This window comes from Kurthia populi, from assembly GCF_042686175.1.
In the GTDB taxonomy this organism is placed as follows: domain Bacteria; phylum Bacillota; class Bacilli; order Bacillales_A; family Planococcaceae; genus Kurthia; species Kurthia populi.
In genome coordinates this window covers 1-14,643 of record NZ_JBHUOR010000100.1, presented here as the reverse complement: position 1 = coordinate 14,643, position 14,643 = coordinate 1, and the positions used below count along the sequence as shown (strand labels likewise).

Below are 14,643 nucleotides of genomic sequence, written 5' to 3'. Positions count from 1 at the left end.
GGTAATTCCCAATTTATACATAAAAATAGAGAAGGTGATGTCAAATTCGACATCACCTTCTCTATTAAAGGCTGGAATTTTCACTTATGTCCCAGCCTCTTTTTTAGATGATTTTTTTGATTGTCAATCGAAGTTTTTCTTCAAGAAATTAGACGCGAGGTGCACCATTTTTTAGGATGCCTTCAGCGACAGTACCAAATTTCTTGAAGTTTTCGTGGAACATACCAGCTAATTTTTTAGCTGTTGCATCATATTTATCTTTGTCTTCCCATACGTTACGAGGATCTAAGATATTTGATGGTACGCCATCGATTTCTGATGGAATTTGTAGACCGAAGAATTTATCTTCTTTTTTGAATGCATTATCTAATTTACCATTGATTGCAGCGCGTACCATTGTACGTGTGTAAGAAAGTTTCATGCGGCTACCTTCGCCATATTGACCACCAGACCAGCCAGTGTTTACTAAGAATACATTTGCTTCATGCTCGTCAATTTTTTGGCCTAACATTTCAGCATATTTTGTAGCATGTAATGGCATGAATGGAGCACCGAAGCATGTAGAAAATGCTGGTTCAGGTTCTACTACACCACGTTCTGTACCAGGGATTTTAGAAGTGAAACCTGATAAGAAGTGGTACATTGCTTGGTCTTTTGTTAATTTAGAGATTGGAGGTAATACGCCAAATGCATCTGCAGTTAAGAAGATGATTGTTTTTGGATGACCTGCAACTGATGGATCAACGATATTATCGATATTTTGAATTGGGTATGCTACACGTGTGTTTTGTGTATATTGTGCATCATCATAGTTAGGAATACGAGTTGCTTCATCAACTACAACATTTTCAAGTACTGTACCGAATTGGATGGCATTGAAAATTTCAGGTTCTTTTTCAGCTGATAAGTTTAATGTTTTTGCGTAGCAGCCACCTTCAATATTGAAGATACCTTTATCAGACCAACCGTGTTCGTCATCACCAACTAATTTACGATCTGCATCTGCAGATAAAGTTGTTTTACCAGTACCAGATAAACCGAAGAATAATGTAACATCACCTTCAGCACCAACGTTAGCAGAGCAGTGCATTGGGAAGATACCTTGTTCTGGTAATAAGTAGTTCATGATACCGAAGATTGATTTTTTCATTTCGCCAGCGTACTCAGTACCACCGATTAAAACAATTTTCTTTTCAAGAGATACGATGATGAATGTTTCTGAAGTTGTACCATCTACTGCAGGATCTGCTTTGAATGTTGGAGCAGAAACGATTGTAAAGTCTGCTACATGGTTAGCAAGCTCTTCTTTAGAAGGACGAATGAATAATTGGTGAGCGAATAGGTTATGCCAAGCATATTCATTTACAACGCGAATTGATAAGCGAGAATCTTCATCAGCGCCAGCAAAACCTTTGAATACAAATACTTCCTCTTTTGCTTTTAAGTAATCTACTACTTTTTTATATAAGTTATCAAATACTTCTGATGAAATTGATTGGTTTACTTTCCCCCAGTCAATTTTATCTTTTGAGCAATCTTCTTCAACGAAGAATTTATCGCGAGGAGAACGACCAGTGTATTTACCAGTTAAAGCACGAACAGCACCGTCAGCAGTTAAAATTGCTTCATTACGAGATGTCGCTTTTTCTACTAATTGTGCTACTGATAATTGTTCCTTAATATTTTGACCAGCTAATAGTTCTGTTAATTCATTCGCAGTTTCTACTGAATTCATGTGTCGTACCATCCTTTTTTAAAATTTATATGTTATTTAGTATGCCTTATTGGCTTTTTTTTAATTAATTATGGAATTAGTATAACACATTAAAATCAATAGTCTACATTAATACATCATTTTTTATAAAAATTATTTAAATATGACAAAATGGTTAAAGGAAGTAAAAGGTGTTTCGAACCAGCATTATTCTGTTTTATTGTATATAACAGTTGTTGTAAATAAGTTTTTTAAGAATCTGTATTACAACAGGTATTAAATAATTTTATTAGGTTATACTTATCCATAAAAAATATCATATATACGATTATGTATGACCAATATTTTATAATTTTAGAGATAGCATAGGTCATGTATTTAACAGAGCTATTAAATGATTGACTTTCATAATAGAATCTATTAGTATTGGAAATTGAACGGATACTCTTATCCCGAGCTGGTGGAGGGTCAGGCCCAATGAAACCCGGCAACCTGCATGTATTTCACAGCATGCGTTGGTGCTAATCTGATGCAAGGATTTTCCTTGAACGATAAGAGTGAAAGGTGCTTACGAAATTACCCCTTTCCTCATTAAACGCTATGAGAGAAGGGTTTTTTTATTTTCGATTGTCATTGCAATCGCCAATGGCACTTTCTATAATACTCGTGTAAAAGCAGCTTCGGCTGGCTGGCATCGTAGGAGAACAGCTCATTTTTTAAGTTTCTTCTATATAATAGGTGCTACACGGATAATGAGTACCGTATCTATCGAACTCGTATAGGAGGAACCCATACAATGGCTCAACGTCGACTATTTACTTCAGAAAGTGTTACAGAAGGACATCCAGATAAAATCTGTGACCAAATCTCAGATGCAATTTTAGATGCAGTTTTAGAAAAAGATCCAAATGCACGTGTTGCATGTGAAACAACTGTTACAACAGGCTTAGTACTAGTAACAGGTGAATTAACAACATCTACTTATGTAGATATGAAAGGCATCGTTCGCGATACAGTAGCTGAAATCGGCTATACTCGCGGTAAATATGGTTTCGATGCGGAAAATCTTGCTGTACTTGTTGCAGTAGGTGAACAATCACCTGACATTGCCCAAGGTGTAGACCAAGCATTAGAAGCACGTGAAGGTTCTATGTCAGATGAAGAAATTGAAGCAATCGGTGCGGGTGACCAAGGTTTAATGTTTGGTTACGCTTGTAATGAAACACCTGAACTTATGCCACTACCAATTTCTTTAGCACATAAATTATCTCGTCGTCTAACAGAAGTTCGTAAATCAGGCGAGTTAGCTTATTTACGTCCAGATGGTAAAACGCAAGTAACAGTAGAATATGATGAAGAACAACATGCAGTACGCGTGGATACAATCGTTATTTCTACACAACATGATGAAGAAACAACATTAGAGCAAATTCAAGCAGATATGAAAGAGCATGTTATTAAACAAGTTGTTCCTGCTGAATTATTAGATGAACAAACAAAATACTTTATCAATCCAACAGGCCGTTTTGTCATCGGTGGACCTAAAGGGGATGCAGGTCTTACAGGACGTAAAATCATTGTAGATACTTACGGTGGTTATGCACGTCATGGTGGCGGTGCATTCTCTGGTAAAGATGCAACAAAAGTTGACCGTTCAGGCGCTTATGCTGCTCGTTACGTTGCGAAAAATATTGTTGCTTCAGGTCTTGCGGACCGTGCAGAAGTACAACTTGCTTACGCAATTGGTGTTGCACAACCGGTATCAATTTCAATTGATACATTTGGTACAGGTACGGTTTCAGAAGCTGAATTAGTAGAAGCTGTTCGCGAATTATTTGATCTACGTCCAGCAGGCATTATTAAAATGCTTGATTTACGTCGTCCAATTTATAAACAAACAGCTGCTTACGGTCACTTTGGTCGTACAGATTTAAATGTTCCATGGGAAGAAACAAATAAAGCAGAAGCATTAAAAGCTCGTTTTAACTAATTTCTTTTTATGAGGCTAGGAAACTAGCCTTTTTTTTATGGATAAATATAGTCAGCAAAAGCGTACTACGCCTTATTATTAGACTTTTATGATACAGCTAAATATTTTATTTGAATAATATGTATCGTTCTCTTGATAATAAGCACCGCATTATAGATATTTTAACTCAATATATTGTCTTAATTAAAAAGTATTATTATGAACAAAATCTTGTTTATTATCAAATATTATTAATTGATTCATTAACTAAACAAATTATGAATGAAGACCGCTTGAATAAGGCACTTAAGGTTTCTCAAATGACACAACCACCGCATTCGAATGAAAATTGCATAAGGACCGTTTAATAGATATAAAAAATCGTCTATTTATGAAGAGTAATTATATGAAAAATGGCAAGTTACAAATTATATTTTCGTCATTTTTGATATTGATTGATTTAAAAAAGTGAATGATACATATGGTCATCTACTAGGTGACCAGGCAGATAAATGGCTAACTTCATTAACATTGTAGTTAAAGCAAAATATTGATGTCATTCCATCGGGGAGAGATGATTTTATTTTATTAATACCGCATCACTTAAAGATGATTCGAAAGGATTTAGATGTTTTAAGCGAGTTTGTGATAAGTAAAGAATTTGCTATTTGAAGAACAGGGGAGAGCATTCATATGACAATTAGTATCGGTGTTTGCTATACAAATGAGGAGATGTGTACGCTAAAACAATTATTTAAGTAAGCAGATGTGGCATTATATCAAGCAAAAGAAAATGGCCGTAACCGATTATATGTTCAAAAATATAAAAAAGAAACCTTAAAAATGTTATAACGTTTTTAAGGTTTCTTCTATTATAATAGTATAAATTATTACTTCGCTACACCAAGGCCAGATGTTGTGAATGTTTCTTCTAGCTTTTGAAGAGCAAGTTCTTCATCAGAGCCATCAACATTGATTGAGATTTCAGAGCCAGTTGGGACGCCAAGTGACATAACACCAAGAATTGATTTTAAGTTAACGTTTTTGCCATCAAACACAAGTGTTGTATCTGCTTGGAATTTTGAAGCAGCTTTTACTAGCTCTGCTGCTGGACGTGCGTGTAAACCTTCGGGTGCTGTAATCGTAAATTGTTTAGAAATCATATAAATTCCTCCTTAGTGGATTTTAAATAGTTGCTATAAAGGACAACCGTTCAAATATCACCACTTTTTAAATTATGTAGTGGTCTTTTAAAGAATACCATATTAAGCTTTTAGAGTGGTAATGCTATGTTAGTAACATTTGTGGCAGTTTATTAAGATAGCATCTCATTTTATAGCAATAAACTACGTTCTTTTATAAAGTCCGAACTGACTTTATAAAAGAACTAACGAATAAGTTAAAGTCAAAGTATTTGAACTTATCAAATAAAAGAAAATAAAGGATATAAAACGAATATAAAGTATCACAAAAAGTGTAAAAAGAATGGTTTTTTGAAAACGTGTACACAGAACGTTCAAAAATATTTAAAGAAAATGTGAAAATGACAATATTTCTATTTTTTTACCGTATACTTAGGTTTATAATTCAAAATGAATTGTAATGGAGGTTGATAACTTCTACGCGAAGGGTTTGTGAGCTTGGGTTTCCTAAAACTTCCTGATTTCAGGGTACATACTATCTGATTCTATGTTTTTTGATTGAACTGCAATTATAAGGGAATCGAGGTATAGGCACTGGCTTTGGGGGGGATTTAGGACACAAATTCGATCATCCTGCGCATTCACACATATTTATTTTGTACCTTACAAACTAAATATCGGGGGACACACTTCAATATCCATTCAGCATTCTACGTATGTAGAATAGTTGTTTTAGAAGGGAGTACAACATGAGAAAAAAAGTACTAATCTTGCCGATTGTTATGGCGTTTATGGCTCTAGTTTTATCTGGCTGTGAACCATTGATGGTATTTGACGCGAAAGGTCCGAACGCTCGTACACTTTCGACTACCATCTTAATTTCGATCGCTACAATGGTAATTATTCTTTTAGCTGTGTACATTATCCTTGCAGTAGTATTAGTAAAATACCGCGCAAGCAAATTACCAGCTGATTACGAACCTCCTTTTGAAGAAGGTAACCGTAAACTAGAATTCGTTTGGACAGCTATTCCAATCGTTATCGTAGCTTTCTTATCAGTTGTAACAATTTGGTCATTAGAAAAGGTTGAAAATCCACAAACAGAAGATTACGCAAATACTGAACCATTAGTAATTTATGCATCTTCTTCTGAATGGAAATGGCACTTCAGTTATCCTGAACAAAATATTGAAACAGTTAACTATGTGAACATTCCAACAGATCGCCCAATCGAATTCCGTCTATACTCTTACGGTATGATGACAAGTTTCTGGGTACCACAATTAGCAGGTCAAAAATATGCTATGAGTGACATGACTACAACAATTCACCTAGCTGCAGATGAAGCAGGTGAATACTTCGGACGTAACAGCTTATTCAACGGTCCTGGCTTCGAAGCACAACAATTCGAAGTACAAGCTATGGAACAAGCTAAATTCGACGAATGGACTCAAGATGTAAAATCTACTGAGCCTGAATTAACAGAACAAAAGTTCAACGAATTACTTAACGCAGCCCACGTTGGCCGCGAAAGCTTCTCTTCTACTCACTTATCATTCAGCCCAGCTCCAGCATCTCACCACGATATGATGAATGCAGAGTCTTACAACAAATCTAAAGCTGATCAAACTGGTAACGGTAAACTTAACATTCACCGTCATACAGACAGTCACTAAGGTTTAAAATCTGAATAATAATCTTCTCAAAAGTAGAAGCAAGAAAGGAGTCACACTAAATTGATGAGTTTTGACGCAATCGTTGCACCGTTAAGCGAGCCTATGGTCTTTGGTACCTTCATCGGTATCGTAGTAGCATCACTTGCTGTTGTAATTGGTTTAACTTACTTCAAAAAATGGGGTTGGTTATACAGTGAATGGCTAACTACAGTTGACCACAAACGTATCGGTGTAATGTATATCTTTGTAGCTATTATTATGCTATTCCGTGGTGGCGTCGACGCATTATTAATGCGTGCGCAAACTGCGATTCCTGAGAATGGCCTATTAAACTCTGCTCACTATAACGAAATCTTCACAACACACGGTCTTTTAATGATTTTGTTCGTTGCGATGCCGTTCGTTATTGGTCTTATGAACGTTGCTGTACCGCTTCAAATTGGTGCACGTGACGTAGCGTTCCCACGCTTAAACTTACTAAGCTTCTGGTTAACAGTAGCTGGTGCCATCTTAATCAACGTTTCGTTCATTTTTGGTGGATCACCAAACGCAGGTTGGACAGGGTACTTCCCATTGTCTGGTCCTGAGTACAACCCAGGTGTTGGTAATAACTACTACGCTTGGTCAATCCAAATTTCTGGTTTCGGTACGTTAATGACAGGTATTAACTTCATTACGACAATCATGAAAATGCGCGCACCTGGTATGACGCTAATGAAAATGCCAATGTTTACTTGGTCTATTTTAATCACTAGCTTAATCATCACTTGTGCGTTCCCAGTTATCACTGTCACAATGGCTATGATGACTTTAGATCGTCAATTCGGTACTAAATTCTTCGCTATGTCTGACGGTGGTATGGACATGCTTTACGCTAACTTATTCTGGGTATGGGGTCACCCTGAGGTTTACATCGTAATCCTTCCAGCATTCGGTATCTTCTCAGAAGTTATCGCTACGTTCTCACGTAAAAACTTATTTGGTTACGGCTCAATGGTAGCAGCAATGGTAGTTATTTCTACACTTGCATTCTTAGTATGGGCCCACCACTTCTATACAATGGGTCACGGTGTATTAACAAATGGTGTATTCTCAATCACTACAATGTTAATTGCTGTACCAACAGGGGTTAAGATTTTCAACTGGTTATTAACTATGCGCCACGGTAAAATCTCATTCACAACTCCAATGCTTTACGCTTTAGGCTTTATTCCAATCTTCACTATCGGTGGGGTTACTGGTGTAATGCTTGCAATGGCAAGTGCGGACTATCAATATCACAACACATTATTCTTAGTTGCTCACTTCCACTATGTATTAATTCCAGGTACAGTATTCGCATTATTCGCGGGTTACCACTACTGGTGGCCACTTATCTGGGGCTTCCGTCTTAACGAAAAACTTGGTAAAGCAGCATTCTGGGTTATGGCAATCAGCTTTAACGTAGCATTCTTCCCAATGTTTATTCTTGGTTTAGATGGTTATGCTCGTCGTATGTACACGTATTCAGCAGCGACAGGTTACGGTCCATTATCAATGGTATCATTCATTGGTGCATTAGGTTTAGCCGTATCATTCATCTTAGTTGCTTACAACATCTACTATTCATTCCGTTACGCAAAACGCGAGGGCTCAGATCCTTGGGATGCGCGTTCACTTGAATGGTGTGTTCACACCCCAGCTCCAAACTACAACTTCGCAGTTATTCCTACAGTTACTCGTCTTGATGAGTTCTGGTTTGCGAAAAAAGAAGGCCGCGACCTTCAAGCTGGTAAAATTGAAGATATTCATATGCCAAACAACTCACAAAGTGCGTTCTGGCAAGGTATCGCTATGACTGCATGGGGATTCTTCTTCGTATGGGCAGAGTGGATTCCAGCTGCTATCTTCTTAGTAATTACCTTAGCATTCATGCTTTACCGTTCATTCCAAAAAGATGACGGTTATCATATTCATGTTGCTGAAATCGAAGAAACAGAACGTCGCTATGACGAAAATGGCGGATTGCGAGGTGCTAAATAATGGCTCATCACGTTGATCACAGTCAACCATTAGAATACTCGACTACGCAAAACCGCTTAAATATTTACGGTTTCTGGATTTTCCTAGGTGCGGAGATCGTGTTATTCGCCACATTATTTACAGTGTACTTTACGTTATCTGATCGTACAGGTACAGGTCCAACTGGAGAAGAAATTTTCGAATTAGGGCCAGTTTTAATTGAAACATTCTTATTATTAACAAGTTCATTCCTAATTGGTTTAGGTGTACATGCAATGCGTCTTGGTCGTAAAACACCAATGGTTGTATTCTACATCTTAACGCTAATTCTAGGTTTAGGCTTCTTAATTGTTGAAATTGATGAATTCTTCACTTACGTACATGAGGGTGCAACAATTACTACAAGTGCATTTGTATCTTCATTAATGACTACTATTGGTACTCACGGTGCTCACGTAACATTCGGTTTATTCTGGGGTACAGCGATTATCATCCAAGTTATTCGTAATGGCATCAATGCTCGTACAGCGAACAAAGCATTTATCTTCTCGCTATACTGGCATTTCCTTGATGTTGTATGGATTTTCATCTTCAGCTTTATCTACTTGAGAGGATTGATGTAATATGGCAGAACTATTTCCTAAAGAACACGTCGTGGGCTTTATTGGCTCATTAGTTTTAACTATTGCTGCACTGTCCGTTGTGTGGTTCGACGTATCTATGGTCGTTGGTATGATTATTCTGCTTGTTACAGCTTTAATTCAAGCAGCTGTCCAATTAATGTTATTCATGCACATTGGTGAAACTGATGATAAAGTCGATATCTGGGTTGCAACATTATTCGCATTCGGTATTGGTATCGTAACAATCATTGGTTCATTATTAGCCATGGTTTGGGGTTACTAATCCCATAAAGATTGAGTTCCCCGAAAGAAGGTTGTGAGAGAAATCTCACAACCTTTTTTATTATAAAAAACAGGCGTCGCAAATTTGCGACGCCTGTTTTTCATTAGTGAAACGGTTATTAACGTAAAAGTGGAGTTTGTTGTACAGCTTTATAGTATTGGCCTTTTTCACAATACTCATTTAAAATGCGTGTCATATCTTTTTTATCTTCTTCTGTTAATTTGCGTACGACTTTAGCAGGACGGCCAAATGCGAGCATATTAGGCGGAATTTTCGTACCCTGCGTGACAAGACTGCCTGCGCCAATAAAAGCACCTTCCCCAATCTCAGCACCATCTAAAACGATTGAAGCCATGCCAATTAATGCACCTTTTTTTACATGACAGCTATGTAACGTAGCTTGATGCCCAATAGTGACGTCATCTTCTAAAATTAATGGATGTGCAGGACTTTGATGAAGACAACTTAAATCTTGAATATTTACGCGCTCACCAATAATTGTTGGAGAAACATCACCGCGAATAACAGTATGATAGAAAACAGATGAATCTTTTCCGATTGTTACATCACCTGTGATAACAACACCATCACCTAGAAAGACGGAAGGGTCGATAATTGGCTCTTTATCTTTAAATGGGTATAGCATATAAAATCTCCTCATTTCGTAAAAATTTAATCTAATCGTACCAAACTACGTGTATTATTGGAACAGTTAAATGCGTTTATGCGTTACAATAGAGAGAGTAAACAGAAGGAGCGATTTTATCTTATGTGGAAATGGGAAGCTGATGGACAAGCGCGAGGTGTTGCGGTCGTCATACATAGTGCATATGAGCATCATAGACGTTATGCGTGGCTGATTGAGGAATTACGCTCAAGAGGCTTCCATGTGATTGCTGGAGATCTTCCAGGTCATGGAGAAGACAGCAAACATAAAAAAGTGCATGACGAAGCGTTAAAGGACTATGAACGGTATGTGAAATTGATGATAGAGACAGCTTTTGATTATAACTTACCGGTATTTTTATTTGGTCATGGAATGGGCGCGATTTTTGGAATATATGCTGTACAAAAATACCGCTATGAAGTAGCAGGTTTAATTTTGACTTCTGCATGGTTTCATTTACAGCATCAACCATCACGTGTGTCGAATGCAGTACCAGGTTTAAGCAAAATTGCAGGTGGATTTAAAATCCATCATGATATTACAGTGAAGCAACTAACACGAAGTTATGATGCGTATTTAGAAATGAAAGATGATATTATGTATAATTCTAATGTGACGGTAAAATGGTATAATGAATTGCATAATTTTATGAAGGCCTTATACCAGTCTGAAAAAGGTATTCCGGATATTCCTGTGTTAATGATGAATGCAGGTGCAGATAAAGTTGTTGATACAAATTATGCAAAAAAATGGCTTTTGAAGCAGCCGATTTCAGATTTCATATATAAAGAATGGCCTAAATGTCATCATGACTTATATTTAGAGCCTGAGCGAGAATTAGTGTTTAGTTATGTAGAAAGTTTTCTCTTTAACTCGTTGAAAAATATTGGTTATATTGTAGAATAATAAAACTACCCTCAAACAAAAAGAGGGTGGTTTTTTGTTTGCTATTTTTGATTGTACGGTAGTCAGATGTCATATATAGGATAAGACATAAAGTGTTTTTAAGGAGGACATTTTTTAATTAATACTTCTATAAAAAGTAAAAAGATTGATATTAAAAGGTTTTTAAAACATAAATATTTATGTTTTGTTCTTCTCAGAAGAACAGAAAATAGACAATAAGTACTTTTTTTTGTATGAAAGCGTTTTAAATTGTTCGGGGATATTTATTTTCAAATGCTTGTCTTATATAATGAGTTTATTGTTATAGCAAAAGAATTTTTCATAGGTACAACGAGAAAGGAAAGTCATAATGGAATTTATTAATAAACTTTACGATCTCTTATGGGGACCGTGGATGATTTACGGCATCATGCTAGTCGGTGTTGTTTTTACGATTTTAACAAAAGGTGTACAAGTTCGATTTTTAAAAGATATGTTTGGTCAAATTTTTCATGGTAAAAAGTCAGATGCAGGCGTTTCTTCATTCCAAGCGATGTCGATGGCACTATCTGGCCGTATTGGAACAGGGAATATTGCTGGTACAGCGACAGCCATTGCCTTTGGTGGTCCAGGCGCAATTTTCTGGATGTGGGTAATTGCATTTTTTGGTGCGGCAACAGCATATGTAGAATCAACACTTGCTCAAATTTATAAAGAAGAAAAAAATGGTGTTTACCGAGGGGGCCCAGCATTCTATATACATAAATTTACCGGGAAGCGATGGTTAGGTATGATTTTTGCTATTGCAGCTTTAGTAGCGATGTCATTTCTACAACCAACTGTACAAGCAAATGCGATTGCAGATGCGATGTATAATGCTTTTGAGTTACCACATTGGGTTTCAGGATTAGCAGTTTGTTTGATTTTAGGACTTATTATTATTGGTGGTGTTAAACGTATTGCAGCAGCAGCATCGTTTATCGTACCATTTATGGCTATTGCTTATATTTTAGTTGCAGTTATTATTATTATTTTAAATATTGATCAAGTGCCATCAATATTCAGTTTGATTTTTCGTAGCGCATTTGGTGCAGATGAAATGTTTGGTGGTATTTTAGGGGCGGCAATCGCATGGGGGGTTAAACGAGGAATCTATGCGAATGAAGCCGGGCAAGGTACAGGTCCTCACCCAGCAGCTGCTGCAGAAGTATCACATCCAGTAAAACAAGGTTTAGTACAAGCGGCTTCTGTTTACTTAGATACGTTCCTCGTTTGTACAGCAACAGCATTTATGATTTTATTTACAGGTATGTACAATGTGCAAGAAGGAGAAGGAACAGGCGCATTTATCGTTCAAAATTTACCGGGTGTTGAAGCAGGAACAGCCTTTACACAATATGCTGTAGATGCAGCTTTCCCGATTGCAGGCTTTGGTACAATTTTCGTTGCATTCGCTTTATTCTTCTTTGCTTTTACAACAACGATGGCGTATTACTACATTGCAGAAACAAATATGGCGTATATTTTTGATGGTAAGAAATTAAAATTAGGTATTCGATTCGTACAAATTGTTATTTTATTTGCTACTTACTTTGGTGCTGTTCGTCCATCTGAATCTGCTTGGACGCTAGGTGATATCGGCTTAGGTATCATGGTTTGGGTCAATGTGATTGGCTTACTATTTTTAGTGAAACCAGCATTAATTGCATTAAAAGACTATGAACGACAAAAGAAAGCCGGAAAAGATCCTGTCTTTAATCCTGAGGAATTAGGCATTAAAAATGCAGATTTCTGGATGAAAAAGAAATAATGAATAAAAAGAGGCTGGGATTAAATCCTAGCCTCTTTTTTCTATACTATTGTATAACGCTTTGTTTTTCAGTAGCGTTCATTTTTGTGTACGGTTTTACTTTTTCTAACGCCAAAATAAATGGTGGGTCATTTTTTTGATTTAAAAAATCATAACGTAATACATGAACTTGTTTTTGAGATAAAGATTCAACGTATGTTAACACGTCATCACGTTCTTCTTTACCGCCTTCATGCCCATGATAGACAACAAGTACAATGATGCCGCCTATTTTCATCATTTCAAGCATTTCATCAATGGCTTGAATTGTAGTTTGACCATGTGTTGTTACAGTATGATCAGCACCAGGTAAATAGCCTAAATTGAAAATAGCGCCACCAATTCGTTCATCTACATAGGTTGCGATATTTTCATGGCCATCTAAAATAAGTGTTGTGCGTTCAAATACACCATGTTCTTTCAGGCGATCTGCTGTTGCATCTAGTGCCTGTTGTTGCACATCAAATGCAAAGACGTGACCTGTGTCACCAACAAGCTCTGTTAAATATAGTGTGTCATGGCCGTTTCCAGCTGTCGCATCAATCGCGACATCTCCAAAATCAATAGATTTACGTAGCAATGTTTTCGCGTAGTCTAATACGCGTTCTAGCTTCATCGAGTTGTCACTTCTTCTTTCTTATATAATTTACCTTGCCAGCTATCACGATTAGCTAACTCAGCATCAATTCCATTTAAAACTTCCCATTTATTCACTGACCACATTGGACCGACCATTAAATCAATCGGGCCATCACCAGTAATACGTTGTACGACCATTTCTGGTGGGATTAACTCTAATTGGTCTGCTACTAATTGAATATATGCATCTTTTTCCATCAATTCAAGTTGCCCTTTTTCGTATTGTTTTACAAGTGGTGTACCTTTTAATAAATGAAGTAAATGAATTTTAATGGCTTGTACATCAAGCTGCCCAGCTACGCGTGCTGTCTCAAGCATCATGTCATAGTCCTCTAGTGGAAGACCGTTAATAATATGTGTACATACACGAATACCATGTTTACGCAGTTTTTCCACGCCTTCTACATATGTCTGGAAGTCATGTGCACGGTTAATTAAATTAGCTGTTTTTTCATGAATCGTTTGTAGGCCTAGTTCTACCCATAAGTATGTGCGCTCATTTAGTTCAGCTAAATATTCCACAACGTCATCAGGTAAACAGTCTGGACGTGTAGCAATGCTTAAGCCCATTACACCTTCACAAGCAAGAGCCGCTTCAAATTTTTCTTTCAATACAGGAAGCGGGGCATGCGTATTTGTGTAAGCTTGGAAGTAGGCCATTGTTTTACCATCTTTCCATTTATGCTGCATACGTTCTTTAATTGTAGCAAATTGAACAGGAATTGGGTCAACACGGTCACCCGCAAAGTCACCTGAACCCGCTGCTGAACAAAACGTACAGCCACCAAATGCTACGGTGCCGTCACGGTTTGGACAATCAAAGCCGGCATCTAGCGCGACTTTATAAACTTTACAGCCGAATTCATCGCGTAAGTAGCGATTCCATGTATAATAACGTTTTCCATCCGAAGGGAAAGGAAATTCTGTTGGATTTGTTTCTGTCATTTCTTATTTCACTCCTCAACAACTCATTGTATCATGTGAGGCGATGTCAGACGACCACTTTCTACTCGGACGAAAGTAGGAGTTTCAAAAACATACATTGTCAATTTATATAGACTTTTGTTATGATTGCGAGGATTTAATTTGTTTATAGGAGCATTCCTGTTAGAAGGATTTTCAGAGACTTGAAAACAAAAAAGCCCTCCTGTATGATGCTTGAGTGTCAACTGGCATTGACGCGCATAATATACAG

General features: G+C 37.0%; 12 protein-coding genes and 1 riboswitch. Of the genes, 7 read left to right on the top strand and 5 right to left on the bottom strand.

The window, feature by feature from the left end; genetic code table 11:
* Positions 1-148: 148 nt before the first annotated feature.
* Complete coding sequence (gene pckA / locus ACFSY7_RS11655; protein WP_380147955.1) at positions 149-1,735, bottom strand: phosphoenolpyruvate carboxykinase (ATP); 1,587 nt, start codon at positions 1,733-1,735, stop codon at positions 149-151.
* 423 nt (positions 1,736-2,158) lie between these two features.
* A riboswitch (SAM riboswitch) is annotated at positions 2,159-2,272 on the top strand.
* Positions 2,273-2,510: 238 nt separating this feature from the next.
* Between pckA and metK the strand changes: the two genes are divergently transcribed.
* Positions 2,511-3,704 carry a methionine adenosyltransferase gene (gene metK / locus ACFSY7_RS11650; protein ID WP_126989022.1) on the top strand — a complete coding sequence of 398 codons (1,194 nt, stop codon included), beginning with the start codon at positions 2,511-2,513 and terminating at the stop codon, positions 3,702-3,704.
* A gap of 869 nt (positions 3,705-4,573) precedes the next feature.
* On the opposite strand, the gene ACFSY7_RS11645 is transcribed toward metK, so the two are convergent.
* On the bottom strand, positions 4,574-4,846 hold the full coding sequence (locus ACFSY7_RS11645) for a phosphocarrier protein HPr (RefSeq protein WP_126989020.1): 273 nt from the start codon (positions 4,844-4,846) through the stop codon (positions 4,574-4,576).
* A gap of 728 nt (positions 4,847-5,574) precedes the next feature.
* Between ACFSY7_RS11645 and qoxA the strand changes: the two genes are divergently transcribed.
* From qoxA to qoxD, 4 genes are all read left to right on the top strand, one after another.
* Positions 5,575-6,501 carry a cytochrome aa3 quinol oxidase subunit II gene (qoxA, locus tag ACFSY7_RS11640; RefSeq protein ID WP_126989019.1) on the top strand — a complete coding sequence of 309 codons (927 nt, stop codon included), beginning with the start codon at positions 5,575-5,577 and terminating at the stop codon, positions 6,499-6,501.
* A 63-nt stretch (positions 6,502-6,564) separates the two neighbouring features.
* Positions 6,565-8,523: a cytochrome aa3 quinol oxidase subunit I gene (qoxB, locus tag ACFSY7_RS11635; protein WP_139992782.1), complete on the top strand. Its 1,959-nt coding sequence runs from the start codon at positions 6,565-6,567 to the stop codon at positions 8,521-8,523.
* Positions 8,523-9,125: a cytochrome c oxidase subunit 3 gene (locus ACFSY7_RS11630; RefSeq protein ID WP_126989018.1), complete on the top strand. Its 603-nt coding sequence runs from the start codon at positions 8,523-8,525 to the stop codon at positions 9,123-9,125. The genes qoxB and ACFSY7_RS11630 overlap by 1 nt, the downstream gene beginning before the upstream one ends.
* Position 9,126: 1 nt before the next feature.
* Positions 9,127-9,408, top strand: a complete 282-nt coding sequence (qoxD, locus tag ACFSY7_RS11625; RefSeq protein WP_139992688.1) for a cytochrome aa3 quinol oxidase subunit IV — start codon at positions 9,127-9,129, stop codon at positions 9,406-9,408.
* Positions 9,409-9,526: 118 nt separating this feature from the next.
* Here qoxD and ACFSY7_RS11620 read toward each other — a convergent pair whose 3' ends face one another.
* Positions 9,527-10,054: a gamma carbonic anhydrase gene (locus tag ACFSY7_RS11620; protein WP_380147954.1), complete on the bottom strand. Its 528-nt coding sequence runs from the start codon at positions 10,052-10,054 to the stop codon at positions 9,527-9,529.
* 123 nt (positions 10,055-10,177) lie between these two features.
* Here ACFSY7_RS11620 and ACFSY7_RS11615 point away from each other — a divergent pair, with 123 nt between their 5' ends.
* Both ACFSY7_RS11615 and ACFSY7_RS11610 read left to right on the top strand, forming a co-directional pair.
* A complete protein-coding gene (locus ACFSY7_RS11615) occupies positions 10,178-10,981 on the top strand; it encodes an alpha/beta hydrolase (RefSeq protein WP_126989015.1) in 804 nt (267 codons plus the stop codon).
* Positions 10,982-11,330: 349 nt separating this feature from the next.
* Positions 11,331-12,770, top strand: coding sequence for an alanine/glycine:cation symporter family protein (locus ACFSY7_RS11610; RefSeq protein ID WP_380147953.1), 1,440 nt, complete (start codon positions 11,331-11,333; stop codon positions 12,768-12,770).
* Positions 12,771-12,816: 46 nt separating this feature from the next.
* Here ACFSY7_RS11610 and ACFSY7_RS11605 read toward each other — a convergent pair whose 3' ends face one another.
* Both ACFSY7_RS11605 and ACFSY7_RS11600 read right to left on the bottom strand, forming a co-directional pair.
* Positions 12,817-13,425, bottom strand: a complete 609-nt coding sequence (locus ACFSY7_RS11605; RefSeq protein ID WP_126989013.1) for a tRNA (mnm(5)s(2)U34)-methyltransferase — start codon at positions 13,423-13,425, stop codon at positions 12,817-12,819.
* Positions 13,422-14,393 carry a TIGR01212 family radical SAM protein gene (locus ACFSY7_RS11600; RefSeq protein WP_380147952.1) on the bottom strand — a complete coding sequence of 324 codons (972 nt, stop codon included), beginning with the start codon at positions 14,391-14,393 and terminating at the stop codon, positions 13,422-13,424. Before ACFSY7_RS11600 ends, ACFSY7_RS11605 begins: the two co-directional genes overlap by 4 nt.
* Between the last annotated feature and the right edge of the window lie 250 nt (positions 14,394-14,643).